The following is a 26558-nucleotide window of genomic DNA, read 5'->3' on the forward strand; positions in this document are numbered from 1 at the left end:
CTGGCGCTGACAGTGATGCGCCGCGGTTCGTTCCTCCACTGAAGACGCCAGGCTGTTGCGGCGGCGTATGCATTTTTCGATACGTCCGCGATACACGTTCCGGGAAGATGGGCCTCCAGACTGGCAAGACCCGTTGATCGAGTAGTCGGTCTTCTCCTTGCTGCCGGGGGTGTTGTCCCCGGGGGCCATCGACCGGAACCGGCAGCCCCTAGCGGGGACGTCGGCGCAGGTGGACCCTGGGCTCGATACCTTGACCCGTCGACTGACGCCCTATTTGCAGGCTTTTCAATACCACCTGCCGCCCAGCGGGAAAGCGCGTTATAACTGGCACATGATCTCTGCCGAACAGCCGTTGCCCACCTCCGGCGACCTCGCCGAAGCGGTCGCCATTGTCGCCTCCGACGGCATCTTCGCCCGCCCGGTCTGTATTACCGGTGCCGGCGATACGGAAGCTTTCGTCGTTTCTGCCGAACTCCTCCAAATCCTGCAGCGCGCGCTGGATGACTCCGTCACCGGCGAACCGGAGCCATCATCGCAGGACCTCGCCGACTCTCTGGGCCTTGAGCTCGACGCGGACGGCACGATCGGGGTGAGCCGTGGCTGAAGACGCCGACACCTATGTCCCACCCACCCGAGAACAACTCTCCGCCGAGGCCCGCCGCCTGGCCGCAGGTGCTCCGGACACCGACAGCGGCCGTGCGGCCGGCGCCTGGGACAGCACCGACAATCCAGAACGAGCCTGGGCCGACGGGGCACCCAACGTCTACAACCGGCCCGACCCGGCCACCTACGATGAGAACGCCCGAGACTTCGGCCCCCTGCAAAACCCCGTCTCGGCCGTGCGGGACGTGCGTCCCCCGCCGTCGCCACCGCCGCTTCCCCGCAACGACCTGGTTTGGGAACCAGGCAGCTTAGATGATCTCAACGCCCTGCCCGACGCGGACCGGCAGCAGGCGATGTGGCGTATCCACAGCGTGGTGTACGACCTGCCCGGCGCGCGCGGCATGCTCATCGGTGACCCCGACAAGATCGGTGGAAGCTGGCTGGAAGCGTCGTTCGCCGTCCGGTCGCGAGGAGCCGCTGACCTGGACCGTGCGGCATTCGCCCGGCGGCTGCGCCTGTCGATGCCGCTGGAGGCGCGTAACGACATCGTGCCGCTCATCGGAGTCGAGGCCGAACTGCGGGCGTTGCCGACCGCCGAGCTCAAACGGTCCGCGCTGACGGCCATCCAGGAGCTGGCCACCAACGGTCCCGCGGTGGGTGATACGGAGTTCGAGGTGGCGGGGACGAAGCTGGACGACCTGCGGGCCTGCCGGTTGGGTGACAACCAAGCCCTGGTCTACCGGCACGTCGTCTCCCCCTGGGGGCAGGGGCGGCCGGCGATCCAGCTGGTGGCGCTGACCGAACACCTGGACAGCGCCCTGGCCGACACCGCGGCGAAGCGGCTGCACCGCCCCGAGGGACGCGTGGTGTACCGGGTCTTGAACGCTGACCGATCTCCGACCAGGCACCGCGCCATGCAGATCCTGACCGTCCAAGGGCCCGACCAGGTCGACGACGCGGCGGTCGCCGAACGGGTCCAGGCGCTCAAGACCCGCACCCAGGCCGCTCCCCACCAGCAGGGCCAGAGAAGCCTGCGCTACTCGGTGGCCACGACGATCAGCGGGAAGACCGTCGAAGGCGCCGACGTCGTACCGGTGGCGAGCCGGGTGGCCGCCGTCCGCGATGGCCAGGCCGCTGCTGCACCGGCCCGCCCAGCAGCCTCCTCCAGGAGCTCGGCGGAGGCATTCGAAAGCGCGCTCGCCCGATGGCTGCCCAGCGAGCGCGCCTATGATCTGCGACTCTCCCGTGACGTCCAAAACGACCTGCAGACCCTTCCCGCCAACGTCAAAACCGCCGTAGCCCGGAACCTGGCCGACCTGACCGTCAACGGCCCACGAGACACCGACAGGCGCGCAGCCCCGGCCGCACGCCCGACCCAGGCCGCACGCCCGGCGCCGACCCCCCGCGATGTCGACTTCCGAGGGTTTCGCCCCCGCTACGTCGGAGAGAACCCGCAGCAGCCCACTCACCAGATCATCTTCCGTACGGTGCAGCCACAGACCTACCGCCTGGTCGCGGGCCGGCGGATCCCCGATTCCCGGCCGATCATCCACATCGCCGCAGTGCTGCCTCACCCCGACCCCAACGCAGCCCAGACAGTCGCCGATCGCAGTCGTATGCGCTCGGCTGCCTGGCAGGCCAACCTGCAAGGAACCAATCGCCACATGACGAGCGAAGAGGAGCTGAAGCCGGAAAAGCCGCTTCGGCAGACCAGGGAAGGGGACGAGCAACTCGCCGAGCGCGCAGGAGAGAAGCGTGCCGAAGCAATGAAGATGAACAGCCGGACACGGGCGGCTCAGCTGCGATCAGCAACCACCGAGGGGCCGCCCCGCCCGACATCGTCGCAGCGCGCCGACACTGCCCAACCGCCAAGACACCAGGCTCGAAACCCGCGCACCAGATAACGCGAGCACGGCAGCACAAACGCTGGTGGCCCCGCCCGTACGGGCGGGGCCACCAGCGTTTGTAAGGGCGGTGAGAACCGGGTGCCACCTGGATGGCGAGAGGGTTCCCGTCCCGACTCCCTGCACTATGCGGCACCGGCGAACGGGTGGCAAGCCGGGCCGGAAACCCCGCCCTTACAAGATCTTTTGCGCCCTGCGCCTGCATATCCAACCCCGGCGACGCAGGGCGCAAAACATCTTGACGGGCGGCCGGCCCGGCTTGCCACCCGAACTCGCCGACGCCGCTGTCTGCAGTCGTTCGGGACGGGAACCCCCGCCGCCACCCAGGCAGCACCCCCCGATGAAGTGAAAGGACTATCCGATGTCGTACGGAGACACCAGCATCACCTTCGTCGGGCACCTGGTCGATGACCCCGAACTGCGGTTCACCCCCTCCGGGGTGGCCGTCGCGCGGTTCCGCGTCGGCTCCAGCTCCCGCGTCTTCGACAAGGAGGCGGGCCAGTACAAGGACGGCAACAAGCTGTTCCTCACCTGCAATGTTTGGCGGGAGGCCGCCGAGTACGCCCAGGAGACCTTGACCAAGGGAATGCGGGTCATCGTGGTCGGCCGGCTGGTGCAGCGCAGTTTCGAGGGCAAGGACGGCCAGAACGTCACGCTCTACGAGATCGAGGCCGAGGAGGTCGGCGCGTCGCTGCGCAACGCCACCGCCCAGGTGACCAAGCGGACCAGGAACACCCGCGCTCCTCAGGAGTGGCAGACGGCCACCCCGCAGCCGCCGGCCCCCGCCCTGGCCGCCCCGGCCGCGCCCGCTCCGGCCGCGCCCGCCGGTGGTTACTGGGTGCCCCAGCCCACACACGCCCCCCAGCCGGTGGGTGTCGGCGCGGGCACGCCCCCGTTCTAGTCCTCTGCTGACCTCTGGCCGCGCGCAGCGCGGCCCGAGGTCCTTTCCATGTCCAGCTGGATCAGCGAACTTGGAGGTTCCATGCTGCCTACCGAGCCGCGGATGTTGCTCTGCGGTAGTCGTCTCTGGCGGTGGCCGGCCACCGTGCACCAGGTATGCGACCGTCTGCGCCGGCGGCATGGCGACCGCACCGTCTTCATCGAAGGGCGGGCCAGGGGCGCCGACATGGCCGGGCACACCTGGTGTCTTGCCCACGGGCTGGGCGAAGACCGGCACCGCTGCTTCCCCATCGACTGGGAGGCTGAACGCCGTACCCGCCCGAACGGCTGGCGTGCCGCCGGACCGGAACGCAACACCCGGATGCTCGCCCAGCATCCGTGGCTGATCGTCGCCTTCCATGAGGCGCTGGATCCCCGCTCCGGCGGCACCTCCGACATGTGCCTGCGCGGCGTGCTCGCCGGGGTTCCGGTGTGGCTCATCCCCTCGCCGGACCCGAACATCGGGCGCTGGATCTCGCTGGATGAGTTCCCGCCAGAGCGCGTGGCTCGCGTCCGTAGCCAGTTGCAGCCCCTGGGCCTGCTGCCCGGCCGGACCCTCGCACCTTCGGCGTAGCGGGTCTCTGCCAGCCCTGGCCGTGTACGGCATGGGCTGGGATATCCGCACTCCCCTGGCCCCGGCCGCCGACGAGGGCGAGCCGCCCGCCTCGCCGCAGCATGCCGCGCGCGCCGTCACGCGGGCCCACGCCCCGGTGCCGGGCCTGCTGGACCAGATCTGGGCGGTCCCGACCCTGCGCGGGCAAGGTCACGTTGGCGGCTGACGTAAGCACGTCCCGCCGTCGTGCCGGAGTCGTCGTCGGCGGTGGGACGTCGGCGTGTAGGCGCTTCAACACGCGCCCGCGCGGAGGACTCCGGGACGTTCGAACCAGCCGCGGCACTCCGGCAAGCGCTGGTTGCCTACCCCGAAAATAACTACCTCAGCGCTATAAAACCAGAGGATCAGCGGGTTATTGAGAGACCCTGGACACGGGTCTTGAGCTGGGCATTCTCTAGTGTTGGGCTGGATAGACGGGGTATGTTTTTGATGCGGACCTGCCCCACACATGTGGATCAGCAGGTCTGCTTGTTTTTGGCATCACACCGCCAGGGGGGCGCCGTTGACATCGCGCGGCAGCAGGTAGGTGGGGTACCAGTCCCAGGCGAAACTCCTGCTCGGTGATCGCTGTAGATACTGGAATGCGGACCATGCCACGATGTCGGCCATCTGGATCCACTGGTTGCGCTTAGAGTGCTGGAACAGCGGATCTTCGATGAGGTTGCGATGGTCCAGCTTGAGGCCTCGGTGGGCGCGGGCGTACGACGTGTCCGTACCGTCACCGTCCATGAAGATGATGCCGTGCTCGCCAGCGGCGCCCAGGCGAGCGTCGACGTGGTCGACCAGCTTCTCGTAGACATCGGCCCGCTGGGCGGCGTATTCCTTGCGGGTTTCGGTGGTGCGCCGGTAGAGGCTGCCCACCCGTAGTTCCGGTGCGCTCCCGATCTGGGTCAGCGCCATCCGCATAACCTCACCGCGGTTGCGCTTGTGACGGTTCCAGTCAGCGTCCATGCTGGGGTTTCCCCGGCCGCCGGCGAAGGACGTCGAGTGGATCTCGGTCGAGGTCGGGATGGCGAACTGCGCAGAGAACTGCTTACGCAGGTCCAGCCAGCCACGCAAGCCCGCATTCCATCGGCTGCTCGTGCACTCGATCCACGAGTACACGATCCAGCCGCTGGATTCGGATCCGGAGTCGTCGATGTAGAACATCCGCATCGTGTCCGGGGAGGTGAGATCAGGGGTGCTGGTCACGAGGACTGCTCCTCGAGGATGGCGGACATGGGGGTGTGAGCGGGATTCGACGACTTGCCCTCCTCCAAGGGGGGCGCGGGGATGCCGAACGGTGGCTGCAGATAGTAGGTGTTGACGATGCCGTAGCCGGAGGCGCTCAGCGGTTCGACGCGGCGGTTGCGGATCTTGCCCAAGATTCCGACATCCTCCAGTTCACCCAGGCCGCGCTCAGCGGTATCGGCGGACCAGCCGTACCAGGTCGGCATCTTCTCGGTGGGGAGTTGGAAGCCGTGCTTCTCACACAGGGCCACCAGCAGCATGGCCAGGCCGGGTAGCTTGAGTTTGTCGATCCAGCCGTCCAGCCAGAAGACGTGAGGGAGCTTGAGGAACCTATCGGCGGCGTGCTTACCGTCCGGCCGGGTGTAGGGGTCTCCCAAACCGTCCTCGCGCTTCAAGATCACCTGTATGTTCCGGGAACGGCCGCGGCGGTGCCGTTCGATGAGCTTCTGCTCTTCGAGTTTCTGCAGCAACTTGGAAACGGCGTTGGAGGCTGACGTCGGCGCGGCGGTCTCGGTGGTGCCGAACGCCCGCGCCCAGACCCGGATCGGGTGGGTCGTGCTCCAGCCATCCGGGCCGTCACCGTTGCTCGTCGCGGCGAGGATCATGAGGTAGGACTGCAGGGCTCGATGGTTCTTGGTGTGAACGAACCAAGCAAGAGGACCAGAGCGGTCCTGGTGGGGATCGGTCACCAGCGTGCGCGGAACCTGAACGAAGGCGCGGCGCAGTGGGGCCGCGGTGCGTCCAGCGCGTTTCAGGATCGCCGCCCTGGTGTCCTTTACACCGGCGACTTCCTCTTGCGGTTCGATGTCGTTCACGTGCTCACTACACACCATTGCAGCCTTCATAACAAACACCCACATCGCTAGCTGACTGGCGGCTGGGCGGGTATATGTGAAGCCATGCGAATCCCGATGCGAGAACCACTGAGAAACCAGTGCAAGCTCAGGAGGCCGCGATCCGGATCAGCCGCAAGTACCTCGCGTGGTTAATAGTCGGGAACGGCGAGTCCAGGCCGGGGAGATTCCAGTTTGGCGAAACGATCTTCGTTACCGGTATGTCCGGAAATATCGCTTTTCTTGCACTGTGTTTCGCCTCGATCTCGGCACCACGACCGACGACGCCGAGCGGGGTACGCGCGGTGGTGAAGGCCATCTACACCGCCGCTCCGCCCGGCGCCGCCATGAGGTGACCCATCGTGCCTGCACTCCATGCGTCCCGGACGCCAGCGACGCCATGGAGCGGCCCGTGGAACCGCCCCAGCGGGCGCAGGACATAGAGCCGGCCGCGGACCGGCCAGGACATGACGGCCTTGCCGCGCGCCCCGCGACGTCGATGGCCCCGCAGCTGGCTGGCCGAGAACGTCGCGCACGCCGAGCGGCGGCCGGAGCGGGTCCGGGAGGAACTGCTCAAGCATCTGCGCGAAGGAGAGGATCGAACCGCCGACGCCTGGACGGATCTCCCGGATCGTGGCCTCGGCCCTGCACAACGCGGAGGTCGCCTGGTCGGTGCGGATCGCCTCCCGGTTGAGTTCCGAGACCACGCAGCGGATCTACGCGCTGGTCGGCATCGACGAGGAGTCCCGCGCGGTAGCCGAGATGGCCGGCGACCACCAGGAGCCCACGAGCGAGACACCCGCCGAGGAGGACGACGACGACTTCAACGTGCTGGCGTTCATCAAGTCCGCGCTGGGCAACCGTTGAGCCTGGAGTCGATGATGACCGAGATCGTCACGCACCTGCCCGACGTCATCGGCCAGGTGCTCGGCGAGGGACACGTTGAGGACGGCGCGCCCGGAGACGACCCGCCCGGCGTGCTGCGCGTGCAGCGGGCCCGCGTCGGCCGCGTGCTGTTCGTCGGCTCCCACGTCCACAGGGTGCTCGACTAGCAGCTGCGCGAGCGCTACCCGGCCGCCGCGGTGGTGGCCAGCGCAGCCCCTCCCCGTGACTGGCTCGCCGAGGTCCGCGAACACGCCGGCGCCTACCTCTCGCCGTCGTCTCGGTCGTGACCGTCCGGGACCTCGAGGTGCCGGGGCTGCTGCAAGATGAGCGGATGACTTCTGAGGACTGCGCGCAGTGCGGCGGGCTGTGGACCGCCCGCAAGAAGGCGCCGAACTACGACCACATCCACCGCGCCGAGACGCTGCCCCGCGCCCAGCACACCGAAAGCCACATCGTCGTGCACGGCTACGCGGTCGGCATGGGCGGCCAACTCCCGCAGATGTGGGTTTTCTTCGAGCACATGGAGCCCGCGCTGGTGTTCGGTCGTGCCGGGCGGATGTCCAGCTACGACATCAGCGGCTACGGCGTGTACGAGGCCGCGCGAGAGACGCGCTACGACCAGCGGCGCCGCGACGACGTGACCACCCTGCACGTGAACGTCGCCGCCGATTCGCTGGACCGCCGCGAGGGCGAGCGCGAGGTGTTCACCCGCTGGGTGCGCGGGTGCGATCTGGCGTCCGCTCACTTCGAGCCGCCGCCCGGCCGCCGAGCCGCCGCCGCATCCCGTGCCGGCGGGTGAGCAACCGACATGGACGACCCCGAAGAGTTCCCCCGGCCCCGGCCGCGCAACCCGTGCCCCAGGACGTCGGGCACGGACGACGCCGAGAAGTTGCCCCGGCCGCTGTTGGTCGGCCGCGACTCTGACCGTGTGTTCAACGAGCTGTACCGGCAATGGGCTAGCGAGCACGACGCCGACCCCGATGAGGACCCGGAGTTTCTCCGCGCCTGGCGACGCGCCACTGGACACGACCCGGAGACCGGGCTGCCCGCCGACCATCCGCAGTAGCCGGCACGTCCCGGTGCCTGCCTTACTTCATAAAGCCCGCTACATCGCATAGCGCGAACGCTGCCGCCGGGAGCGTGCTTGGCGCAGGATGGCCCGATGACCTCCCCCGCTCTCCGGGTGCTCCTCGCCGTCCGCACCCGGGTCGTCGATGACCACATGTTCGCCGTCGACCAGCCCGGCCGGCCGCCGGCCACCTTCCGGCTGCAGCTGTTCACCGCCCCCGGCGCGTCGCCGTGGCCACCCAGACCGTCATGGAAGGCCTGACGCTGGTCAACGCCGCCGAACAGTACGTGAGCGAGGTGTGGCGGCGGCACTGCGCCGACTCGGCCGAGCCGCCCATCTGGATCCAGCACCAGCTCACCCCCAGCGGGCGGCTCGATCACCTGTCCCTGGTCACCTTCACCCAGACTGGCCCCTTCCAGGTGCAGGCCCCGAAATGGAGGCCGGTGAGCGACCTGCAGCTGGCCGAGCTCGTCGGGGCGCCCGTCGATCCCGAGCGCGGTGAGGGCTACCGGCCCCGGCCGCCCGAGCCCGAGCCGCGGCCCTACTACCGGGTGATGTGGGTCGCCGTCTTCCCCCGGCCCGAGCCGTTCCGCGAGGACGAATGCATGCCGGCCGGAATCGACTGGCGTCTGCGCCTGGCCCGCCAGCTCGCCCCGCGAACCATCGTGCGTGACTGCTGCTGGTATCACGGCGGCAACTGGCACCGTGCCTCCGCGACCGCGATCCGCCTGGTCCGCCGCGCCGAACGTGACGGCGTCCCGGTCGATGACATCCACCAGTCCGTCATCGACGCCGCCGAAGCCGAAGGGATGTCGCAGTGGGAAGTGGACGCGGTCGCCAGCCTGGCCGGCCTGGCCGACGCCATCCAGATCACCCGCTTCGTCGGCTGGCGGAAGACCTCCTACATCAACGGCCAGCACCGCTCGCAGGCGATGCTCGAGGCCGGAGTACGCCGCACCGTCACCCTCGACTGGCGCTAGCCCTGATCGCCGCTTGCTGCTCAGGGGCCGGGGTGGTTGTTGCCGTAGAACCTGTGCGGCGTCTTGCGGTTCGAGCGGGCCACGTAGAGGATCTCGGGCGCGTTCTCCGCCAGCTTGCTCAGTCTCTGTGCATGCACGCGACATCGTGGGTCATCTGGCTCAGAAGATGCGTCGGCGAGTGGGATACTCAGAAGTGAGGCAGCGTGCGTTCTAAGGCTTGGGATGTGGCGCTGACCAGGGTAGAGAAGGCCTCGGCGTCTGGAAGCGCCGGGGCTTCTCCCTTTTCCGTGGGGGTCTGCAGGGGTGTGCCCCTTCCCACGTTTGTGCTGCAGGCATACCGTTCAGGCCATCGTCGGCTGTCGGCCGTGCGGGGCGGGGTCTTCCAGGACGTTTCATCCTGCCGCCGCACTTGGCCGATCGCTGGTCGAAAAGTCCACGTCCCAAGCCGAAGACGAACCTTTGGAACAGCGTCATGCATTCTGACCTCTCACCCTCCCTTCTCGTCGGCGCACTGGTCACGCTCACCTTTATTGGCCTGGCCCTCTACATCGTGCGCACTACCCCCGCCGGTACCCGGGCACGGGTCCTGACCGCAACCGCGACTCTGATGGCCTCTCTGCCCGCCGTGTTGCTCGCCTTATACGGGCGGTGAGGACGGTGACCGTACCGCTTCCCGATCGCCATCCAGAGCCCCACCCTCGGAACTTCTGGGGCATGCTCACCCCGCAAGAACAGAGCACGCTGCGCACTCGTAGCACCGCGAGTCGTCATAGAGCAGGCGCGGTCATCGTTGCTGAGGGCGCCGCCACCAACCGGGTGACCATCATCCGTTCGGGCTGGGCCAAAGCCACCGTGATTAAGGCCGACCGGCCGGTTCTGCTGCGGTTGTACGGGCCTGGTGAACCCATCGGCATTTCGGCTGCGTTCACTGGCACGGCTCCCGCCGAGACAGTCACCGTCACCTGCTTCGAGCTGCACGCGATGAGCCTGCCGGCCCGTAGTTTCGCCGACTTTCTGCGCCGGGCCCCCAACGCCTCCACTGCCCTGCATCGCCTGCAACAGTGGAGGTTGGAGGAGGCCGACCGGCTCCGCGCCCTCCGCGACTACCCCACCGCCGCGCAGCGACTAGCCGGGCTACTCGTAGAGCTCTGCCGACCAGAAAACGACCCCATCCACCATTACGACGGAACCATCAGCGTTCCCACGAGCTATGCCGCCCTCTCCCAGCAGGACTTGGGAAGCTGGATTGGCGACTCCCGCAAGACTGTTGTCCGTGCCATGTCCGACCTGCGGAACATGCAGCTGACCCGCCCCATGCTGGCCCGGCACGTCAACATCACCGCTCCTGATCGGCTTCGCGCATTCGCCGAGGCCGCCGACGCTGGGCGCCCCATCCCGTTGCCCTGACCGGCGCCGCGGACCCCGCCGGGCGAGCGCGAGGCGTTCACCCGGCGGGCGGTCGGGGCCAGGGGCGAGCGGGTCCGCCAGTGCACCCGCGGCCGGTCGCCTGTGCGTGCCAGGGTCGGCTCGTGTGTGTCGTGGGCCGATGTCGGCTCTCACACAATGCTGATTATGTGAGATCTTGGGTCGCGTGAGCGAGATCATCCCCACGGCTGTCATCCGGCCCGCCGCCTCCTCCACCGCACCCGCCGGCCGCCCGGGCGCCCTGGCGTTCCCGGCGCCCATGGTGGCCACCGTGGGCGACGTCCCGGGCCTGGCGCCGCGCCGGGCCTGCGGCGACGGCGGGGAGGTGGCCGGCGCCGACGTCGACACCATCGACGCGCTCCCGGCCGCCGCCTGGTCGACGGTCGCGGCGTGGCTGCGCGCGGCCAAGGCCGCCACCACCCGCCAGGCCCGCCTGGCCGACACCGCCGCGTTCGTCCGCTGGCTGGCCGCCGAGGCCCTCGGCGTCGGTCTGCTGGAGGTCACCGAGGACCACCTGACCCACTACCGCGATACCATCGCCACTGGTACCGCCCGCGCCGGCCTGGCCCGCCCTGGCCGGCCGCTCGCGCCCTCCACCATCGCCCGCCGCCTGTCCAACGCCTCCAGCCTGTACGCCTACGCGGTGCGCCGCCGCGTCCTGGCCGCCAACCCCGCCGACGTCGTCGACCGGCCCGAGGTCTCCACCATCGGCACCACCCCGGCCCGCACCGTCACCGAACAGACCGCGCTTGTCGACGGCGCCGAGGCAATCGCCACCCGCCACCCGGTCGACGCCGCCGCCGTCGCGCTGCTGGCCGTGTGCGCCGTGCGCGTCGGCGAGCTGGTGGCGCTCACAGTCGGCTCGGTCGCCCTCGATGCCGGGCACACCGTGATCCTGTTCCGCCGCAAGGGCGGCAAGACCGACCGCCTGCCCGTCCCGCCCCGGGTCCGCGCCCTGCTCGACGCCCTCTTGCACGGCCGCGCCCCGGGCGAGCCGCTGTTCACCCGCGACGACGGCCGCCCCTTCGACCGGTGGCGGATGACCACCGCGCTGCGCCGCGCCGCCACCGCCGCCGGCGTCGACCCATCCCGGCTCACCCCGCACACCGCCCGCGCCACCGCGGCCACCGCGCTGCTGGACGCCGGAGTGCCGATCGCCGACGTCCAAGAGATGCTCGGCCACGCCTCCCCGGTCACCACCCAGCGCTACAACCGCGGCCACCGCAAACTCGACGGCCACGCCGCCTACCGCATGGCCGCCATCCTTGCTGGCGGACTGAGAGAAGCAGGAAAGATCCCGTTATGGCGTGGAAGCTCATCAGCCGCGTGCCGAACCCCTGGGGTGAGGTAGCGGTGACAGACGACGGTAGGAGCATCACCCCGAAGGTCAAGGCATATATGGACCGGATCGCGGAGGTGGCGACCAAGCGGGACTGCGTGTCACGCCGACACCACTACGTGCCCCAGTCCTACCTGCGGGCATGGAGCCCAGACGGCAAACGCGTCCGCGTCCTGGACACAAGGAACGGAATCGACAAGCTGCGCGGCCTGCGCGACACCTGCGTCCAGGAGAACTTCTACCGGGTCACCGACCCCAAGACTGGGCCGCACAACCAGGTCGAGGCCATGCTCGGGGTCATCGACGATGAGACGGCCGTCCTACTGGAGAAGCTCCGCAGTTGGAAACCCGGTGACGATGTTCAGTTCGGCGACTTCATGTCGCTATCAGTGGTGATGGGACTGCAGCGCAACCGGACACCGCAGGCTAGACGCCAAATCGCCAGCATGGAGGACTGGTCGACACGCAGAGCCGGTCAGCCCGCCCAGGAACTGACCACGGACTACTACGTCGATGTGCTGTTCCGCGCGATGTACAAGGCGGCTGACCAAATCTCCCTACGTCAACTTGAGCTGTGGGATGACCCTCAGGACCGATTCATCACCTGTGATCAGCCGGTCTTGTTCTCCCGGGATGGCTCTGCTGGGACGCCGTCGATGCTCACCAGCAGGTACGTGTGGTGGCCCATCAGCCCGCACCGTCTGATCGCCTTCAGCGAGGTTCACCGGGGCCAGAAGGTTGTGCATCGTGTCGTTACGCGTAGGGAGGTCGACGAGGTACGCACCACGTTCATCAGGGGCGCGGAGTCGGCGATCATCGCCTTGCCCGAGGACCGGGACCTCCCGGCGGGCAAGCGGCTGCACAAAAGACCTCAACTCCAGGTCGAATGCCAGCGCCTTAATGTACGAGAGTGTGGACTGCACCTCGGGTGGGGCAGCTACGGCACGGGTCCCCTGGACAAGGCTTGCCAGCCACTATGCGCGGTGGCGGCGCTGAACCGACACAGCGAACTCACATCCTGATGAGGCTCCCAGGCAGTGAAGGAGGCACGCGATGTCCGGCGCCCTTCTTGTCGGCGGCGCCTGATGCCCGAACAGGCACGGCAAGACCGACCGAGCCGCAATCGGTCTCCCGCCCCGCCGGTGGCCCCGGTGGCTGGTGTGCAGCAGGCCCTGGCCGTCATCGCCGCCTCCGCCCGGGCCGCCTACGCCGGTGGCGCGCACCTGCGGGTCCGCTCCTCGGGCATCGTCCACCAGGTCGCGATGACGCGCTGGCTGGGCGGGGAGCTCATGCCGGGCCCGGCGTGCATGGTCGGCGTCAGCGGCTGGGATCCAGGCGCCGCGCACCCCGACCGGGGCGAGGTCACCTGCAGGCGATGTCTGAAACTCAACCAGCACGACCCGGCGACGGATCAGCTGGAGCTGTTCGACCTAGACTCCGGCCCCGGGCCGGAGCAGCTCACCGCCTGGTAGCGCGCCGCTGACCGGACGGGCAGGCCGACAGCCTCGCAGTGCGACCGGCGCATCACCTACACCGGGACGGATTGGCCACGCGAGTACTGCGGACCGCCGGATCGGGTGTGCCCGGACGGCAAGACATGCAAGGCCAAGGCGGCCGAGGAGCGCCGGGCCGCTCAAAGCGCCGGGGTCGACGGCGCCCTGTCGATGTACGCCGCCACCGCTCACCGCGGTGATGCCGGCGCTGGTCGAGCACGCCGCCGCGCTGCAGGAGGTCCCCGAGCGCCTGGCCGGCGAAGCCGCCGTACGCGACCGCGATCAGGCCGTCGAAGCCCGGCGGGTCGCCGAGCAGATGGCCCGCGACGCCGAAGCCGACAAAGAGCGGCAGGTCCGCGCCGCATGGCGCGAGGCCGCCGAGCAACGCGCCAGCGAGCAGACTGCCGCCGCCATCCACGCGCCCTGGAGGCCAAGCGCCGCGAGCATGAGCGCGCCGACCAGCTGGCGGCCACCAACCACGCTGGACAAGCAGCTCGCCGCGACCAAGGCCTCCGCCGCAGCCGCGACCCAGCACGCCGAAGACGTCCGCGCCGATGCCGCTCGTTAGCGGGAGGCGCGAGGCCTTCGAGGCTCGTATCGTCGCGCTGCAGGTGACTCGGGAGGAGCTGCGCCGGCGGGCCGAGGCCGACCTGCTGACCGCTCGGGGGAGCTGGCGGCCGCACCTCCCCGGCGGACGACGGTGAAGACCGATGACCGCCACCACCGCGGCGATGCCTACATTGCTCGCCGCACGTAAGCACTCCTACATTCCGATGTAGAGTGCTAAGTACCTGCACGTTAAGACCTTCGTCTGAACGTGCTAACCAGCAGAAAACCTCGCGCCCGGCGACCAACCAGATGCGCGAGGCTTCCGCTACCTGCGACGTGGAGCGGGTCCGGTGGTCAGCTGAGCCCGTTCCCGCCGTGGATGATCTCCGCGAGCGTCAGTAACACGCGTACCGCGAGCAGCCCCAGCTCCGCCAAGACCTTCCTCTTGTGCCGCTTCTCGTCCTCCATCGCTACCACCTCCTTGGTGCCACAAAGGCCCCATATTCGAGGCCTCGGGGTCGGTCCCCGCGCGGAGGATCGACAGCCGGAGTGCAGGCAACTTCTGGAATCGGGAAGCTGGGAACTACCCTAAGTGCCGCAGCGCGTCGGTGAGCGCGCGTTTAGGTGCTTAAGCCCAGGTCAGACGCTAAGTCACTGCTACAAAGGGTCCTGTTGTCAGTGGTGGTGACGTGCGTGAACGCAACCTTGGTAAGGCGAAGCTGGCCTCAGGGCCACACTTTTCAACTACCTATCGCAGATAGCCAGTGGCTTCTGCGATAGCTCGGGGAGGGCCGCTCGTGGGGGGGCGGTTCACCGAATCGGTTTGCGTCCGCAGGCGCCCGCGCTCGGTGCGGTCACCGAGGCCTTCGTTGCGATCATCGACTACGGCAAGACTGCCCGCTCCTACGCCATCGCCCTGGTCGCTGAGTTCGGCGAGCCTTGAGGATGTCGCCGGTTACGAGTGGTTGTCCGAGGGCGGGATCATCCCGTTGAAGATGGGCAGTCCGGCACCGAATGCTCCCCCACCGCCCAACAACGCCACCGGCCAGGTGTTTCCGGCGGCCAGGAGCAGAGCCACTGCGATCACAGCGATGACGCAGGCCGCGAGGAGCACGATGGCCGCGCGCATGGTCAATAGGTACATCGACTCTCCCAGTGAATGTGCGGGGACGACCACCGTCCCTCGCTGGCGAACGCGGCTCGACAACGTCGTGAGCTGCTCAAACACCATCGTCAGGCCTCGATAGAGCAGTTGGTCCCTTCGGTTGAGAAAGGACATAGGTCGCCTAGGCGGTGATAGGTGATGTCTCGGAAAGTTGCGGCGTGCCAGGAGTTGTCAAACCTAGACTTTTGTCGCCATCGTGTGTCGGGACTGGGAGGAATGGCGATGAGGGGCATCAGGATGCCGTCGGAGCAGGTGTTACCCGACGGGCCGCACCGCAGATTCCTGGCAGAGGTGTTCCAGAAGTACCGGGCCGCCGGACGGCCCCCGCTACGCGACATCGTGGCCAAGGCCAATCGCATGGACCTTCCAGGAAGCGCCAGCCAGGAGACCATCCGCCGCGTCCTCAAGGGTGCGGTCATTCCCCAGCGCTGGGAAACGGCATACGCGGTTTATGCACCGCTGTGCGCACTCGCCGACATCGATCCCGACGTCTTGTACTGGGATGGTGAGGGCAACGGGTACAACGATCCGGACCAGATAACCCACAAGGAACTCTTCAAGAGGCTATGGAGCGCCGCTTTCGACGATGAGGCATCAGATCTGCTGTACCCAACCCTGCGCATCAAGGTTCCGCCACCGAAGCCGCCGAGCAACAATCCGTGGGGCAACGGGCTATCCCTTGCCGACGAACCGCCATTCTGAGGCTCACGCCTGGTCCAGGCGTAACCGTCACCGCCGCAGAGTCCACTCCACGCGCCTACCGCATGGCCTCCCTACAGCCGTCGGCGCCTGATGCCTGGGGCAAGCACGAAGGGGTCGCCCAGGCCATCGCCGCCACCGTGTTGGTGGACGCCAAGGTGGCCTGGCGGATGTGCAGGAGGTGCACGGCCATCTGATGATGTGCGGCCAGGTTTCGTCAGCGTCGCGGTAGCTAGGTCCGCCGCCTCGGTGATGCCGGTCCCCAACACCTGACGGTGCGGGGACCCTGCCGATGCGGTGCGCTATACGGCGTTGTTGCTCACGACATGGAGAGAGGCCATCGCGGAGGGCTTGGCGCCTTGGTTGAGTAGCCGCCAGGCGGTGGCCCAACGCTGCTGCTCCTCTTGGTCTCCTCTGCAGCCGCGGATCAGGCGCGATATGTCTGGCAGCGCCCGCTTGTAGGTTCTGGTGGCATGACTCGAACCACCCCGCGCCCGGTTGACATCACCGCTGTCTTTCCTGAGCTCGCGACGTTGGCCCGGACCGCCACGCGCCTTCATCCGCGGCCTGGAACACCCGACGTGCGCGCCAGTTCGATCGGCGGTCCCCTGCTTTGGCCCTCCGACGAGCCCTGGCCGGTGTGCGAAGAGCCGCACGAGAACGAGGGCGACTTCGTCCGGTTGGACTCCGAGCGGCGCCGCAGGCGCATCATCTCGGCGGCCTGGGGCCGGAAGTTCACCCCTTGGGAAAAGGCCGAGCTCGACCGCGACGAAGAGGCCGCCGACCCCAACACCCCCGCCACCATGCTCGCCGTCGCCCAGCTCTTCCTGCGGGACGTGCCTGACCTGGTGAGACCGCCCGGGGCCGATGTCCTGCAGATCCTCTGGTGTCCCCGCGACCATGACCCTCACTACTGCCCCGCGCTGATGCTGCGCTGGCGCCGCTCGGCCGACGTCACCGACGTGCTCAGCGAGCAACCCGAACCCGAGGTGATGGAGTACGAGTACCTGCCCGAGCCTTGCGTCCTGCACCCCGAGCAGGTCGTCGAGTATCCCTGGGACGAGGTGCTCTCCGACGACCTCAGGGAGCGGATTCGGATGTGGGAGGAATCCGGCGAGGATCGCTATTACCGCCAGCTACCGATTGCCGATGGCTGGAAGGTGGGCGGTCACGCCGCCTGGTATCTCACCGGCCCGGTGCCGATGGTCTGCGAGTGCGGCGCCGACATGGAACTGCTCTTGAAGATCGCCAGTAGAGAGTGGAGTGGCACGGAGATCTGGCGGCCTCTTGAGGATGCCAAGGAGGGTGAGCGGCACGAGCCCATGAGCCGATCGAAGCCGACGGAGATCACGATCGGCCGGGGGTACTCGCTGTGGGTCTTCACCTGTCCGGTCTCGTTCGATCACCCGCACGACGTGAGCATGCAGTAGGGGGACGACGGAGAGTCCGAGATGCTCGACATGCACGCGGCGTTTGGTTGCAGGGGTGCACGTGCAGCTCTGGGCCTGCTCGGCCGAATCGCACGGGCACAGGCGAGTGGTCCCGGCGAGCTGGAAGCGGGCCGGCAGTTGCATGGTCATCGACGAGGAGGTGAGGCTGACCTGGCCGGACATCATCGGCTGACGCAGCCCGTTCAGCACCTGCACCGGGAAGTCCGCCGCGTCCGGCAACAGCAACACGCCGCGGTGAGCCAAGGACGCGGCTCCCGGGCGCCAGCTCTGGTCCGCCTCACATGGACGCCGCTTGGTCGTCCGGCCCGGTACGGTAACGGTCCATGAATCCCCCTTCACCGGGCGCAACACCAGATTGGACATGGCTCGGGTTGAACCTGGACCGCTGGATCGCGATCGGCGGCGCCGTAATCGCCGCGGTGGGCATGATCGTGGCTTGGCGAGCGTTGGTGCAGGCACGACGTTCTGCTAATGCCGCCGACAGGTCAGCGGTCGCGGCAGAGAAATCAGCGACCGAAGCAGCCGCCCTCTCTGAGATCGAAGGAGAACGACGGAAAGACGAACGCGAGGAAACGCACCGCAGCCTGCACCCCACGCAGCAGACCGCCATCGTCACGTCCCTCGACGGCCCGACGGGCGCGAAGAATCTGTTCGGCACCATTGAAGTCGACCGCCCGGTACGCGCGCACGCCACAGCCATCCTGGCTAACGGTGCCATGGCCCCGATCAGCCTGCCGGTTCTGCTGCTGCCGAAACGCGGATACCGGTTCCACATCGAACAGTGGCCGGACGACCGCAAGGCACCTGCAACCGACGAGGTGCTGTTCAAGTTCTGGCCGCCGGTCGCGGCGGTCGACGGTGACGACTGGACGTGCAGCTGCGGCCGGCCGACCATCCCTGGCGACGGGTCCAAGGCGCATTGGTGGGTGCGCCTACCGGTGAGTTACAAGCAGAGACCCAAGGCACACGGGTTCTGAGGAACAGAGTGCCGACAGCCACTTTGCCTATGGGTCAGCGATAGAACAACGGGGCCCAGAGCTGCACGTGCACCCCTGCAACCAAACGCCGCTACAAGGCGCGGCTGTCGCGCCTGCTGCAAGCGGTCGGAGTGCGCGCCCATGTGGAACCGGTGCCCGCCGGCCGAGGGCCCGGCCGCGCCGCCGGAATCCACCGCGGTCGTCGCCCACCGGGTGCGGGCGGCACGTCAGCGTGCCAGTGCCCGCCTGGCGCACCTGCCCTGGGTCATCAACGCCGAGGTGCCCGCCGTCGAACTGCGTACCACGTTCCGCGCCGATGACCAGGCGCTCAAAGTGCTCGCCGCCGCGGCCAACACCGGCGTGCTGACGGCGCCCATGCTGCCGCAGGTGCTGCGAGTGGCCTGGACCGTGGCCGACCTGCGCGGAGCCCGGCGGCCCGGCCGCGCCGAAGCGCAGACCGCCCTGGGCCTGCTCACCGGAGGCCCGTCATGACCGGCAGGCCCACCACATCCGCCGTCGCCTCCCAGCGTCAAGACGAACTGTGGCAAGGCGTCGGCCAGTATTTGAAGAGCATCGGCCGCGTCGCGGTGCTCACCCCTGCCCAGCAGGTGGAGCTGGCCAAGCGGATCGAAGCGGGGCTGTTCGCCGGCCACCGCCTGGACCACGCCGAAACGGCCGGCGGGGGCGAGGTTCCCGATCAGCTTCGCGCCGAGCTGGAGGAGATCGTCCGCGACGGCCAGCAGGCCAAGCAGCACATGGTCGAGGGCAACCTGCGCCTGGTGGTCGCAACCTCCCGCCGGTATGTCGGCCGTGGCCTGGAGTTCGCCGATCTGATCAGTGAAGGCAACGTGGGGCTGATCCGCGCGGTGGAGAAGTTCGACCACGCCAAGGGGTACATGTTCTCCACCTATGCCACCTGGTGGATCGTCCAGGCGATCCAGCGGGCGATCGCCGACAAGGGCCGGACGATCCGTCTTCCGGCTCACATGCGCGAAGTGCTTTCCGCGCTGCGGACCGCGGAACGGGGCCTGGAGCAGCACCTCAACCGCAGGCCCACCGCCGCCGAGCTCGCCGGCGCTCTGGGCAAGACCCATCAGCAGGTGGAACACCTTCTGCGGGTCCGCCAGCAGCCGATCAGCCTGGACATCCCGATCGACGACGCCGGGCGCATCCCGCTGGCCGATGCCATCGAGGACATCGACGTCCCCGACCCGGTCAACATCGTCGCCGACCAGCAACTCGGCGACGCCTTGCGCCAGGTGCTCGCAGTGCTTCCGGACCGCGAAGCGAAGATCATCGCGTTGCGGTACGGACTCGTCGACGGCCGACCGCACTCCCTTGAGGAGGTCGGCCAGGCGTTCAAGCTGAGCCGTGAGCGGATCCGCCAGCTCGAGAAGAACACCCTGGCGAGGCTGCGCACCCCCGAAATGCGGGCGAGGTTACGGGACTGGAGGACCTGATCTGCCCGTAACCGCACAGGCAAGGTGTTTCGCCGATGGGTCGCCCCGACGCCTTCGGGACTTTCCCACGGAACCTCTGCGCGCAGGAAGGCCAAGCCGCGCTTCGCGCGGTCGCCCTGCGGGCGAGCCTTCCTCCGCTCCGAGAACCCGTGGGGAAGTCGGTCCCGGCGCCGGGGAACAACCCCCAGCGCGGGATACGAAAGGGCCCACATGGTGGAGGCTCTGGCACCGCCGGTGATGACCGTCGGCATCTGGCACAACATCTGCGTCCCCGACAACTTCCTGCAGGGCTGGAAGCCCACCCACGCAATGGTCAAGGTGTTCGCCTACGACATCCCCGCCGAGCAGGCACGCGACCCGCACGCCGTACTGGAGGACGCATTCGTCACCTTCAACGAGGGCGACGACGACCGGGCCCGGAAGTACCGGGCAGCCGGTAACCGGTCGCTGAGCAAGGGCGATGTTGTCGTCATCGGTGAGGTCGCATGGGCCTGCGCCTCTTCCGGGTGGGAGCAGATCGCCGGACCGATCACCGTTGGCGACGTGCTCGTCGACACCCATGACGCGCGCGGCTCCATCCCCTGGGACGCCTGACCGGGCGGCCGGCACCTGCGCAACGCGCCCCCGGGGGGCTGCACGTCAGCGTCCTGCCCGCGATCTGCAGCGGTGCGGCGTCAGCGAACAAAGGGGAGACCGGCGCGTGCCGGTCTCCCCTTCTTCCATTTCACGCTCACGAAAGGAGTCCCCGTTGTCCGTGGCTACCAGTGAAGAGACGACCATCCTCGCCGCCCCCGAGCACCAGACCCTGGCAGAGATCCCGCTCGCGCAGCTGGACCTCAGCCCGATCAACAAGCGCAAGGAATACAAGATCACTGCGGGGTTCCGGCGTTCGGTCAAGGAAAAGCTGAAGCATCCGCTGATCGTGTACCCCGCACCGCCGGACGCCGGTGTGGCGTACTGGGTGCATGACGGCAACCGGCGCCTTCTGGCGGCCCGTGAGGAGAACCGGCCGACACTGACCTGCGTGATCGACCGGAAGCTGGCCGAGGACCCGGCCGAGCAGTACATCGGCCAGGTCACCACGGCCGAACAGCGAGAAGACCTGACCCCGCAGGAGAAGGCCGACGCGCTGTTCGAGGCCATGAAGGCAGGCGCCTCCAAATCGGGGATTCGGCGGAGCACCGGATTCAGCAGCGAGACGGTGAACGCCGCGCTGAAGGCCGGCGCTTTGACGGCGCAGGGCCGCCAGGCGGCCCAGGCCACCCAGTACGACCTGGACTTCGAGGAACTCGCTCTGCTGGCAGAGTTCGACGGCGACCAGGCGGCCATGGACCAGATCACCAACATGATCAACCACGGGCGCAAGGTGAAGTACGCCGTGGAGTACGTCAAAACCGAACGTCAGGAAGCCGCCGCGCACACCGCGCTGCTCGCCGAGCTCGCCCAGGCGGGTGTGCCGGTCACCGACGACCTGCCCGAGGGCGCGGAGCGGGTCGACACCCTCAGCCGCATGGCCGAGGGCTTCGACCCCGAGACCCACAACACCTGCCCTGGCCATGGCGCCTTCTTCTGGTCCTACAACAAGCAGCGGCCGGTGTTCTACTGCGCAACGCCGCAGGCGCATGGCTACACGCCGGCCGAATCGAGTGCGACCAGTTCGACCCCCAAGACAGCTGATCCGGAGGCGCGCAAGATCGTCATCACCGGAAACAAGGCGTGGAAGGCCGCCGCCGCCGTCCGCCACGACTGGCTGGCCCAGCGCCTGTTCGCCCGCTCGACCGCCCCCAGACACACCCTGGCCTTTGTCACCCAGATGCTGATGACGATGCCCGAGCCGCTTCGTGACCGGCTGGGCGGAGCCGCCACTGGCCAGCTGCATGCGAAGCTCGCGGGACGGCTCAGCGTCGAGGCGATCCCCACAGCCCGGGCAGGGAAGCTGCACCTGCTGGGGCTGCTGCCGATCGCGGTGGCGAGCCCTTGCCGGCGGAGCGGACCTCCCGGCGGTGGCCTTTCAGCAGGCAGCCAGGATGTCGGGATGCGCCTACAGCCTGCGGGAGATTCCCCGCGGACTTTCCGGGGGCGCCCCTCCTGCCGGTCACCTGTCAGAGGCATTGGGTGCGGGCGGTGGGTCCGTTTCCCGACGGCGTCCGCACGTACGCTTCGACGTAGACGCAGCCGGGTTCGGTGCTGAGCATCCAGCTGTAGTGGCGACCGGTGATCCGTTCTCTGGGAGGTCAGGCGGGGAATCGCACGCCGACCAGCCGCTCGGAAGCCTCCCAGAGCCTGCGGGCGTCGTCCATGTTGCGCAGCGGAGCCCACAGCTCCTGCTGCGCCGGGGCGCCGCGGAGGTTGCCGCGTCCCTCGGGGCCGTAGTACAGGCCGCCTTGGGCGTCCGGGCCGGTCGCGGCCAGCAGCGCCGGCAGGGCGGCGGTGTCGACGGTGCCGACGAGGATGCCCATGCGGGAGAACGCCCGGATCATTCGGACCCCGAAGGTGTCTTTCTGCCGCCCCATCCCGGGCTGGGCGGACAGCAGGTTCGTCGGGGATACGCCTGGGTGGGAGAGGTTGCTGGTGATGCCCCACCCGGCCGCCTTGCTGCGCGCGTCGAGCTCCCGGGCGAACAGGCCGACGGCGATCTTCGACTGGCTGTAGGCCATACTGACGTCGTAGCTGTTCTCCCAGTTCAGGTCGCCCCAGTTGATCGCACCGCTGCGTGCGGCGACGCTCGTCTGGTGCGTGACCCGGGCCCTGCCCTGCCGCAGCAGGGGCAGCAGCCCCTGGGTGAGGGCGAAGTGACCGAGGTGGTTGGTGCCGAACTGCAGCTCGAATCCGTCCTTGGTGACCTGCCGGCTGGGCGGGTTCATGACGCCGGCGTTGTTGATGAGGATGTCGATCGGGCGGCCTTCGCCCACAAGCTGGTCCGCGAGGGTGGACACCGAGTCGAGCAAGGACAGGTCGAGGCCCCGGGTGGCGATCTTCGCACCCGGCACGAGACCGCGGATGCGATCGGCGGCTTTCTCGCCCTTGGCCGGGTTGCGGACCGGCATGATCACCTCGGCGCCCGCTCCGGCAAGGCGCGTGGCGATGACGAACCCGATGCCATCGCTCGCCCCGGTGACGACGGCGAGCTTTCCGGACAGGTCGGGGATGGCGATGTCGATGGTGCGAGCCATGAATGGTCTCCGTCGTTCTGCGGCGAATCCGCCGCGGGTCGGCGTGCGAGTCCATGCTCGAACCTCGCTGCCAGCGGATTCAGGGCCGCCCTATCCACGGATCGCCGATCCACCTCTCGGCGGGTCGGCGCGCTCGGACGCATGACGGGCGACGTCGAGCGGGACTGCGCGGCGCCGAGAATGGGGGGATCGGCAGGCCGTGGATGCGCAGACGCGTGGGCGGTAGGAATGACCCAGGACCAGGGAGGGAACGCATGATGATCGATCGGACCGGACTTGCGGAGTTCCTCCGGCGCCGCCGGGAGGCGCTGCAACCCGAAGACGTCGGCCTCCCGCGCGGACAACGCCGCCGAACCGACGGGCTGCGCCGGGAGGAGGTGGCGGCGCTCTGCCACATGTCGGCCGACTACTACGCGCGACTCGAACGGGAGCGCGGACCCCGGCCATCCGAGCAGATGCTCGCCTCCATCGCGCAGGGACTCCACCTCTCCCTCGACGAACGCGACCACCTGTTCCGCCTCGCCGGTCACAACCCACCCGTCCGGGGTGTGGCCAGTGAACACATCAGCCCCGGCCTGCTGCGCATCCTCGACCGCCTGGACGACACGCCCGCCGAGATCGTCACCGAACTCGGGGAGACGCTCCGACAGACCGCACTCGGTGTCGCGCTCACCGGTGACACCACCCGCTACAGCGGGCCGTCCCGCAGCATCGGCTACCGATGGTTCACCGACCCTGCGACACGACAGCTGTACGCTCCCGAAGACCATCCTCTCCTCACGCGCATGTTCGCCTCAGGCATGCGCCAGATCCTCACCCTGCGCGGTCCCGGTTCCCGGGCGGCCCACCTCGCCGACCTGCTCCTCGCTCACAGCGAAGAGTTCCGGGAGGTGTGGAACGACCACGAGGTCGGCGTTCACCCCAACGAGGTGAAACACTTCATCCACCCCGAACTCGGCGCACTCGAGCTGAACTGCCAGCGGCTGGTCGATCCGGACCAGTCCCATTCGCTGCTCGTCTACACCGCCATTCCCGGCAGTGAGAGCCACGAAAAACTGCAACTGCTATCCGTCATCGGAACACAGCCGCTGCGCTGACGCCCGCGATGGGACCCGCGCGTCTGAGCGAGGTCTACCTGCCGACACCTGATGTCACGCGCGACGGACGGAAACGGCGCCAATCCAGTTCCGCGACCGTGACCGCACACGCCACGCCACTCGATTACGTAGTGCCCGGCGCCAGATTTCGCAGCGTCGCCGCGAGACATTCCGCGGCGAGCGCGCCGCCGCTCAGCCCTTCGTAGGTGCGTCCTGACTTGTCGGTGGCCCCGTCGATGACGGCCGCGCACCAGGTGCCCGGCTCATCGCCGGTCACTACCAGCCGGTCCTCACCGCAGCCGGTGCCCTTGGGCACCTGCGCCTGTTCGGCGATCGTCCATCGGCTCACCGCTCTCCTGCCCCGGCTGAGCAGTCGCGGGAGGGCTCGCTGGTGCCCACCATCACCCCTCGCCGATGATGCCTACGTAGTGCTGTGGCATCGCTGAGCTCCTGGACGGCGACACCATTCGGCGACTACCTTTCGTATTGGGGCGCGTACGTTGCGTATGATCGCAGGGAGGGGATGATGGCGACATGGGAACCGTTCTGGCCCCACCCGTGGGCACGCCGCAACAGGTACGACGGCGCGCGCTTGAGCTTCGCTATCAGCAGGCATGCGAGCAGTTCGACGACCAACGCGTGGAGATCATCGACGGCAGGATCGTGATCAGGGAAATGCCCACCCTTGATCACAATCAGGTGATCTTCCGGCTGCTCCGCCAGATCCTGATCTTCGTCGATGAGCGTGGCTGGACCGCGTGCAACGACATCAAAGTCTTCCTCGGCGCCCAGATCGACCGGTACCGGCCGGACCTCACCGTCGTGCCGGCAAACCCGCGGATGTGGGACGCCGAGAACGTCTGGTTGCGTCCACGGGTGTGGTGTAAGAGTTTCCGCTGGTAGTCAGCGTGGCGTCGTGAAATGAAGACGGCCATCGCGTGATCCTTCGTGATTGCGACATCAAGATCGAAGGAGAGAAAGCGATGGCCGTGAACGACAGTGTGGACCCCGCAAGCTGGCTGGCGAAGCAGATCGAGGCTCAAGATCCGGATCTGTTGCGATCCATGGTGAAGACCATGGCCGAGGCGTTGATGTCGGCAGAGGTCGACAGCCGATGCGGAGCCGATTACGGCGAACGCAGTAGCGAGCGCACCAACTCTCGTAACGGCTACCGCGCCCGGGACTGGGACACCCGGGCCGGGACGATCGAGCTGGCCATCCCGAAACTACGGCAGGGCTCCTACTTTCCCGACTGGCTGCTGGAACGCCGCCGCCGGGCCGAGCAGGCACTGATCAGCGTGGTGGCCACCTCCTACCTGCTAGGAGTCTCCACCCGCCGGGTTGACAAGCTGGTCGAGCAACTCGGCATCGCCGGTATCTCCAAAAGCCAGGTCAGCCAGATGGCCAAGACCCTGGATGCGCAAGTGGAGGCGTTCCGCACCCGCACCCTGGACGCCGGCCCCTACACCTTCCTCTGGCTGGACGCCCTGACCCAGAAGGTCCGCGAGGACGGACGGATCATCAACGTGCACGTCCTGGTGGCCACCGCCGTCAACGCAGGCGGGCAGCGGGAGATCCTCGGCCTGGAGGTCACCAGCCGCGAGGACGGCGCGGGCTGGCTGGCCTTCCTGCGCAGCCTGGTCGCCCGCGGCCTGACCGGCGTCCAACTGGTCATCTCCGACGCGCACGCCGGGCTGGTCGACGCCGTCGGCGCCTGCCTGCCCGGGGCGTCCTGGCAACGCTGCCGCACCCACTACCTGCGCAACCTTTTGACCTGCGTCCCCAAGTCGGCTCAGATGTGGGTGGCCACCCTGGTGCGCACCGTCTTCGACCAAGACACTCCCGAGTCGGTGCTGAGCCAGCACCAGTGGGTCATCGATGCTCTGGCCGTCAAGTTCCCGGCTGCCGCCGATCATCTGGAGATCTCCCGGGAGGACCTGCTGGCCTTTGCCGCCTTCCCCAAAGAGATCTGGAAGCAGATCTGGTCCAACAATCCCCAAGAACGACTGAACAAGGAGATCCGCCGCCGCACCGACGTGGTGGGGATCTTCCCCGACCGGCCGGCCATCATCCGCCTGGTGGGTGCGGTGCTGTCGGAACAGACCGACGAGTGGAGCGAGGGCCGCCGCTACATGGGCGTGGAGGTCCTGGCCAAAGCACGCCTGAAACTCATCAACAGCGACACACCGACCGCGCACCAACTCCCCGACACCCTCACCGCTTAACCTGCAGAAACGGATCCCGCGAAGGCTGACTCATACACCACTCCGCTGGACGTGACCGAACGTCTACGGCCAGGCCACCCTGCTCGTCGTCGAGGTCATGTCTCCGAGCTCCCGTGCCGATGATCACCTTCTCAAGCCGCGTAACTGCGCCCTGGCCGGCGTGCCGCTCTACCTGGTGATCGATTCCTACCAGCAGACAGCTCGGCTGCTCAGCGACCCTGGACACACCGGCTACCTGCACGAAGTCGCCGTCGTGCTGGGAGACTCCCTGGTGTTGCCGGAGCCATGGGATCTGAAAATCGACACTGGACGGCTACTGGGCTGACGGGTGCTCTCGGTCAACACCGAGATCATCTGCCGGGCGGCTCTGTTCTCCTCCGCGTCGTCACGGCCCTGGTGGAACGTCCTGGCGGGAGCGCCCGATCGGTGCTGGTAATCCTTGTCGGCTC

33 protein-coding genes and 1 pseudogene are annotated in these 26558 nt (G+C 68.0%); 27 read left to right on the forward strand and 7 right to left on the reverse strand.

Going from position 1 to position 26558, the window contains the following annotated elements:
• The first annotated feature begins 250 nt into the window (after positions 1 to 250).
• The 5 genes from ACOZ38_RS19795 to ACOZ38_RS19815 all read left to right on the forward strand — a co-directional run bounded on the left by ACOZ38_RS19795 (position 251) and on the right by ACOZ38_RS19815 (position 4225).
• Positions 251 to 604, forward strand: a complete 354-nt coding sequence (locus ACOZ38_RS19795) for a hypothetical protein (protein ID WP_424532512.1) — start codon at positions 251 to 253, stop codon at positions 602 to 604.
• Positions 597 to 2507: a hypothetical protein gene (locus ACOZ38_RS19800; RefSeq protein ID WP_424532513.1), complete on the forward strand. Its 1911-nt coding sequence runs from the start codon at positions 597 to 599 to the stop codon at positions 2505 to 2507. The genes ACOZ38_RS19795 and ACOZ38_RS19800 overlap by 8 nt, the downstream gene beginning before the upstream one ends.
• 361 nt (positions 2508 to 2868) lie before the next feature.
• On the forward strand, positions 2869 to 3408 hold the full coding sequence (gene ssb, locus ACOZ38_RS19805; RefSeq protein ID WP_424532514.1) for a single-stranded DNA-binding protein: 540 nt from the start codon (positions 2869 to 2871) through the stop codon (positions 3406 to 3408).
• 81 nt (positions 3409 to 3489) lie between these two features.
• Positions 3490 to 4020, forward strand: a complete 531-nt coding sequence (locus ACOZ38_RS19810; protein ID WP_424532515.1) for a hypothetical protein — start codon at positions 3490 to 3492, stop codon at positions 4018 to 4020.
• Positions 4021 to 4051: 31 nt separating this feature from the next.
• Positions 4052 to 4225 carry a hypothetical protein gene (locus ACOZ38_RS19815; protein ID WP_424532516.1) on the forward strand — a complete coding sequence of 58 codons (174 nt, stop codon included), beginning with the start codon at positions 4052 to 4054 and terminating at the stop codon, positions 4223 to 4225.
• Positions 4226 to 4539: 314 nt separating this feature from the next.
• Here the strand turns inward: ACOZ38_RS19815 and ACOZ38_RS19820 are convergent, their stop codons facing one another.
• From ACOZ38_RS19820 to ACOZ38_RS19830, 3 genes are all read right to left on the reverse strand, one after another.
• Positions 4540 to 5250, reverse strand: a complete 711-nt coding sequence (locus ACOZ38_RS19820) for a DUF3800 domain-containing protein (protein WP_424532517.1) — start codon at positions 5248 to 5250, stop codon at positions 4540 to 4542.
• On the reverse strand, positions 5247 to 6104 hold the full coding sequence (locus tag ACOZ38_RS19825; RefSeq protein ID WP_424532518.1) for a hypothetical protein: 858 nt from the start codon (positions 6102 to 6104) through the stop codon (positions 5247 to 5249). The genes ACOZ38_RS19820 and ACOZ38_RS19825 overlap by 4 nt, the downstream gene beginning before the upstream one ends.
• 127 nt (positions 6105 to 6231) lie before the next feature.
• Positions 6232 to 6441, reverse strand: a complete 210-nt coding sequence (locus ACOZ38_RS19830) for a hypothetical protein (protein ID WP_424532519.1) — start codon at positions 6439 to 6441, stop codon at positions 6232 to 6234.
• A 314-nt stretch (positions 6442 to 6755) separates the two neighbouring features.
• On the opposite strand from ACOZ38_RS19830, the gene ACOZ38_RS19835 reads away from it, so the two are divergent.
• The 11 genes from ACOZ38_RS19835 to ACOZ38_RS19885 all read left to right on the forward strand — a co-directional run bounded on the left by ACOZ38_RS19835 (position 6756) and on the right by ACOZ38_RS19885 (position 13881).
• A complete protein-coding gene (locus ACOZ38_RS19835) occupies positions 6756 to 6989 on the forward strand; it encodes a hypothetical protein (RefSeq protein WP_424532520.1) in 234 nt (77 codons plus the stop codon).
• An 11-nt stretch (positions 6990 to 7000) separates the two neighbouring features.
• Positions 7001 to 7174, forward strand: coding sequence for a hypothetical protein (locus ACOZ38_RS19840; RefSeq protein WP_424532522.1), 174 nt, complete (start codon positions 7001 to 7003; stop codon positions 7172 to 7174).
• 164 nt (positions 7175 to 7338) lie between these two features.
• Positions 7339 to 7806 (forward strand): hypothetical protein, encoded by a 468-nt coding sequence (locus ACOZ38_RS19845; RefSeq protein WP_424532523.1) that lies wholly within the window; start codon positions 7339 to 7341, stop codon positions 7804 to 7806.
• 9 nt (positions 7807 to 7815) lie between these two features.
• Positions 7816 to 8073, forward strand: a complete 258-nt coding sequence (locus tag ACOZ38_RS19850; protein ID WP_424532524.1) for a hypothetical protein — start codon at positions 7816 to 7818, stop codon at positions 8071 to 8073.
• Positions 8074 to 8169: 96 nt separating this feature from the next.
• Positions 8170 to 8337, forward strand: coding sequence for a hypothetical protein (locus ACOZ38_RS19855; protein ID WP_424532525.1), 168 nt, complete (start codon positions 8170 to 8172; stop codon positions 8335 to 8337).
• Positions 8325 to 9056, forward strand: a complete 732-nt coding sequence (locus ACOZ38_RS19860; RefSeq protein ID WP_424532526.1) for a hypothetical protein — start codon at positions 8325 to 8327, stop codon at positions 9054 to 9056. Before ACOZ38_RS19855 ends, ACOZ38_RS19860 begins: the two co-directional genes overlap by 13 nt.
• Before the next feature lie 714 nt (positions 9057 to 9770).
• Positions 9771 to 10463: a Crp/Fnr family transcriptional regulator gene (locus ACOZ38_RS19865; protein ID WP_424532527.1), complete on the forward strand. Its 693-nt coding sequence runs from the start codon at positions 9771 to 9773 to the stop codon at positions 10461 to 10463.
• Positions 10464 to 10647: 184 nt separating this feature from the next.
• A complete protein-coding gene (locus ACOZ38_RS19870; protein ID WP_424532529.1) occupies positions 10648 to 11832 on the forward strand; it encodes a tyrosine-type recombinase/integrase in 1185 nt (394 codons plus the stop codon).
• Positions 11784 to 12842 (forward strand): DUF4238 domain-containing protein, encoded by a 1059-nt coding sequence (locus tag ACOZ38_RS19875; RefSeq protein ID WP_424532530.1) that lies wholly within the window; start codon positions 11784 to 11786, stop codon positions 12840 to 12842. Before ACOZ38_RS19870 ends, ACOZ38_RS19875 begins: the two co-directional genes overlap by 49 nt.
• A gap of 129 nt (positions 12843 to 12971) precedes the next feature.
• Positions 12972 to 13292 (forward strand): hypothetical protein, encoded by a 321-nt coding sequence (locus ACOZ38_RS19880; RefSeq protein ID WP_424532532.1) that lies wholly within the window; start codon positions 12972 to 12974, stop codon positions 13290 to 13292.
• Between the two features lie 220 nt (positions 13293 to 13512).
• Positions 13513 to 13881: a hypothetical protein gene (locus ACOZ38_RS19885; protein WP_424532534.1), complete on the forward strand. Its 369-nt coding sequence runs from the start codon at positions 13513 to 13515 to the stop codon at positions 13879 to 13881.
• 936 nt (positions 13882 to 14817) lie between these two features.
• Here the strand turns inward: ACOZ38_RS19885 and ACOZ38_RS19890 are convergent.
• On the reverse strand, positions 14818 to 15006 hold the full coding sequence (locus ACOZ38_RS19890) for a hypothetical protein (protein ID WP_424532536.1): 189 nt from the start codon (positions 15004 to 15006) through the stop codon (positions 14818 to 14820).
• A 243-nt stretch (positions 15007 to 15249) separates the two neighbouring features.
• Here ACOZ38_RS19890 and ACOZ38_RS19895 point away from each other — a divergent pair, with 243 nt between their 5' ends.
• Both ACOZ38_RS19895 and ACOZ38_RS19900 read left to right on the forward strand, forming a co-directional pair.
• Positions 15250 to 15729 (forward strand): hypothetical protein, encoded by a 480-nt coding sequence (locus tag ACOZ38_RS19895; RefSeq protein WP_424532538.1) that lies wholly within the window; start codon positions 15250 to 15252, stop codon positions 15727 to 15729.
• 578 nt (positions 15730 to 16307) lie between these two features.
• A complete protein-coding gene (locus ACOZ38_RS19900) occupies positions 16308 to 17156 on the forward strand; it encodes a hypothetical protein (protein ID WP_424532540.1) in 849 nt (282 codons plus the stop codon).
• Positions 17157 to 17252: 96 nt separating this feature from the next.
• Here the strand turns inward: ACOZ38_RS19900 and ACOZ38_RS19905 are convergent.
• Positions 17253 to 17540, reverse strand: a pseudogene (locus tag ACOZ38_RS19905) (ATP-binding protein); the annotation flags it as partial.
• An 8-nt stretch (positions 17541 to 17548) separates the two neighbouring features.
• Between ACOZ38_RS19905 and ACOZ38_RS19910 the strand changes: the two are divergent.
• From ACOZ38_RS19910 to ACOZ38_RS19930, 5 genes are all read left to right on the forward strand, one after another.
• On the forward strand, positions 17549 to 18154 hold the full coding sequence (locus ACOZ38_RS19910) for a hypothetical protein (RefSeq protein ID WP_424532542.1): 606 nt from the start codon (positions 17549 to 17551) through the stop codon (positions 18152 to 18154).
• A 141-nt stretch (positions 18155 to 18295) separates the two neighbouring features.
• Positions 18296 to 18646, forward strand: a complete 351-nt coding sequence (locus tag ACOZ38_RS19915) for a hypothetical protein (RefSeq protein WP_424532543.1) — start codon at positions 18296 to 18298, stop codon at positions 18644 to 18646.
• On the forward strand, positions 18643 to 19614 hold the full coding sequence (locus ACOZ38_RS19920) for a sigma-70 family RNA polymerase sigma factor (RefSeq protein WP_424532545.1): 972 nt from the start codon (positions 18643 to 18645) through the stop codon (positions 19612 to 19614). The genes ACOZ38_RS19915 and ACOZ38_RS19920 overlap by 4 nt, the downstream gene beginning before the upstream one ends.
• A 210-nt stretch (positions 19615 to 19824) precedes the next feature.
• Entirely contained in the window at positions 19825 to 20208 is a 384-nt protein-coding gene (locus ACOZ38_RS19925) for a hypothetical protein (RefSeq protein ID WP_424532547.1), read from the forward strand.
• A gap of 106 nt (positions 20209 to 20314) precedes the next feature.
• Positions 20315 to 21805 (forward strand): ParB/RepB/Spo0J family partition protein, encoded by a 1491-nt coding sequence (locus ACOZ38_RS19930; RefSeq protein ID WP_424532549.1) that lies wholly within the window; start codon positions 20315 to 20317, stop codon positions 21803 to 21805.
• 43 nt (positions 21806 to 21848) lie between these two features.
• On the opposite strand, the gene ACOZ38_RS19935 is transcribed toward ACOZ38_RS19930, so the two are convergent.
• Positions 21849 to 22787 (reverse strand): SDR family oxidoreductase, encoded by a 939-nt coding sequence (locus ACOZ38_RS19935; protein WP_424532551.1) that lies wholly within the window; start codon positions 22785 to 22787, stop codon positions 21849 to 21851.
• A 257-nt stretch (positions 22788 to 23044) separates the two neighbouring features.
• Between ACOZ38_RS19935 and ACOZ38_RS19940 the strand changes: the two genes are divergently transcribed.
• On the forward strand, positions 23045 to 23884 hold the full coding sequence (locus ACOZ38_RS19940) for a helix-turn-helix transcriptional regulator (RefSeq protein ID WP_424537049.1): 840 nt from the start codon (positions 23045 to 23047) through the stop codon (positions 23882 to 23884).
• A 124-nt stretch (positions 23885 to 24008) separates the two neighbouring features.
• On the opposite strand, the gene ACOZ38_RS19945 is transcribed toward ACOZ38_RS19940, so the two are convergent.
• A complete protein-coding gene (locus tag ACOZ38_RS19945) occupies positions 24009 to 24233 on the reverse strand; it encodes a hypothetical protein (RefSeq protein WP_424532553.1) in 225 nt (74 codons plus the stop codon).
• 185 nt (positions 24234 to 24418) lie between these two features.
• Between ACOZ38_RS19945 and ACOZ38_RS19950 the strand changes: the two genes are divergently transcribed.
• From ACOZ38_RS19950 to ACOZ38_RS19960, 3 genes are all read left to right on the forward strand, one after another.
• Entirely contained in the window at positions 24419 to 24787 is a 369-nt protein-coding gene (locus ACOZ38_RS19950; protein ID WP_424532554.1) for a Uma2 family endonuclease, read from the forward strand.
• 80 nt (positions 24788 to 24867) lie between these two features.
• Positions 24868 to 26109, forward strand: coding sequence for an IS256 family transposase (locus ACOZ38_RS19955; RefSeq protein ID WP_424532555.1), 1242 nt, complete (start codon positions 24868 to 24870; stop codon positions 26107 to 26109).
• 79 nt (positions 26110 to 26188) lie between these two features.
• Positions 26189 to 26434, forward strand: coding sequence for a Uma2 family endonuclease (locus tag ACOZ38_RS19960; protein WP_424537050.1), 246 nt, complete (start codon positions 26189 to 26191; stop codon positions 26432 to 26434).
• The last annotated feature ends 124 nt before the right edge of the window (positions 26435 to 26558 follow it).

The organism is Sphaerisporangium viridialbum (genome assembly GCF_049674955.1).
GTDB classification, from domain to species: domain Bacteria; phylum Actinomycetota; class Actinomycetes; order Streptosporangiales; family Streptosporangiaceae; genus Sphaerisporangium; species Sphaerisporangium viridialbum.

Coding starts and splice junctions, on each gene's coding strand:
- ssb (WP_424532514.1), top strand. CDS start 2,869: ATGTCGTACGGAGACACCAGCATCACCTTCGTCGGGCACCTGGTCGAT.
- ACOZ38_RS19810 (WP_424532515.1), top strand. CDS start 3,490: ATGCTGCCTACCGAGCCGCGGATGTTGCTCTGCGGTAGTCGTCTCTGG.
- ACOZ38_RS19815 (WP_424532516.1), top strand. CDS start 4,052: ATGGGCTGGGATATCCGCACTCCCCTGGCCCCGGCCGCCGACGAGGGC.
- ACOZ38_RS19830 (WP_424532519.1), bottom strand. CDS start 6,441: ATGGCCTTCACCACCGCGCGTACCCCGCTCGGCGTCGTCGGTCGTGGT.
- ACOZ38_RS19840 (WP_424532522.1), top strand. CDS start 7,001: ATGATGACCGAGATCGTCACGCACCTGCCCGACGTCATCGGCCAGGTG.
- ACOZ38_RS19845 (WP_424532523.1), top strand. CDS start 7,339: ATGACTTCTGAGGACTGCGCGCAGTGCGGCGGGCTGTGGACCGCCCGC.
- ACOZ38_RS19850 (WP_424532524.1), top strand. CDS start 7,816: ATGGACGACCCCGAAGAGTTCCCCCGGCCCCGGCCGCGCAACCCGTGC.
- ACOZ38_RS19855 (WP_424532525.1), top strand. CDS start 8,170: ATGACCTCCCCCGCTCTCCGGGTGCTCCTCGCCGTCCGCACCCGGGTC.
- ACOZ38_RS19860 (WP_424532526.1), top strand. CDS start 8,325: ATGGAAGGCCTGACGCTGGTCAACGCCGCCGAACAGTACGTGAGCGAG.
- ACOZ38_RS19865 (WP_424532527.1), top strand. CDS start 9,771: ATGCTCACCCCGCAAGAACAGAGCACGCTGCGCACTCGTAGCACCGCG.
- ACOZ38_RS19875 (WP_424532530.1), top strand. CDS start 11,784: ATGGCGTGGAAGCTCATCAGCCGCGTGCCGAACCCCTGGGGTGAGGTA.
- ACOZ38_RS19885 (WP_424532534.1), top strand. CDS start 13,513: ATGCCGGCGCTGGTCGAGCACGCCGCCGCGCTGCAGGAGGTCCCCGAG.
- ACOZ38_RS19890 (WP_424532536.1), bottom strand. CDS start 15,006: ATGTACCTATTGACCATGCGCGCGGCCATCGTGCTCCTCGCGGCCTGC.
- ACOZ38_RS19895 (WP_424532538.1), top strand. CDS start 15,250: ATGAGGGGCATCAGGATGCCGTCGGAGCAGGTGTTACCCGACGGGCCG.
- ACOZ38_RS19915 (WP_424532543.1), top strand. CDS start 18,296: ATGTGGAACCGGTGCCCGCCGGCCGAGGGCCCGGCCGCGCCGCCGGAA.
- ACOZ38_RS19920 (WP_424532545.1), top strand. CDS start 18,643: ATGACCGGCAGGCCCACCACATCCGCCGTCGCCTCCCAGCGTCAAGAC.
- ACOZ38_RS19925 (WP_424532547.1), top strand. CDS start 19,825: ATGGTGGAGGCTCTGGCACCGCCGGTGATGACCGTCGGCATCTGGCAC.
- ACOZ38_RS19935 (WP_424532551.1), bottom strand. CDS start 22,787: ATGGCTCGCACCATCGACATCGCCATCCCCGACCTGTCCGGAAAGCTC.
- ACOZ38_RS19940 (WP_424537049.1), top strand. CDS start 23,045: ATGATCGATCGGACCGGACTTGCGGAGTTCCTCCGGCGCCGCCGGGAG.
- ACOZ38_RS19950 (WP_424532554.1), top strand. CDS start 24,419: ATGGGAACCGTTCTGGCCCCACCCGTGGGCACGCCGCAACAGGTACGA.
- ACOZ38_RS19955 (WP_424532555.1), top strand. CDS start 24,868: ATGGCCGTGAACGACAGTGTGGACCCCGCAAGCTGGCTGGCGAAGCAG.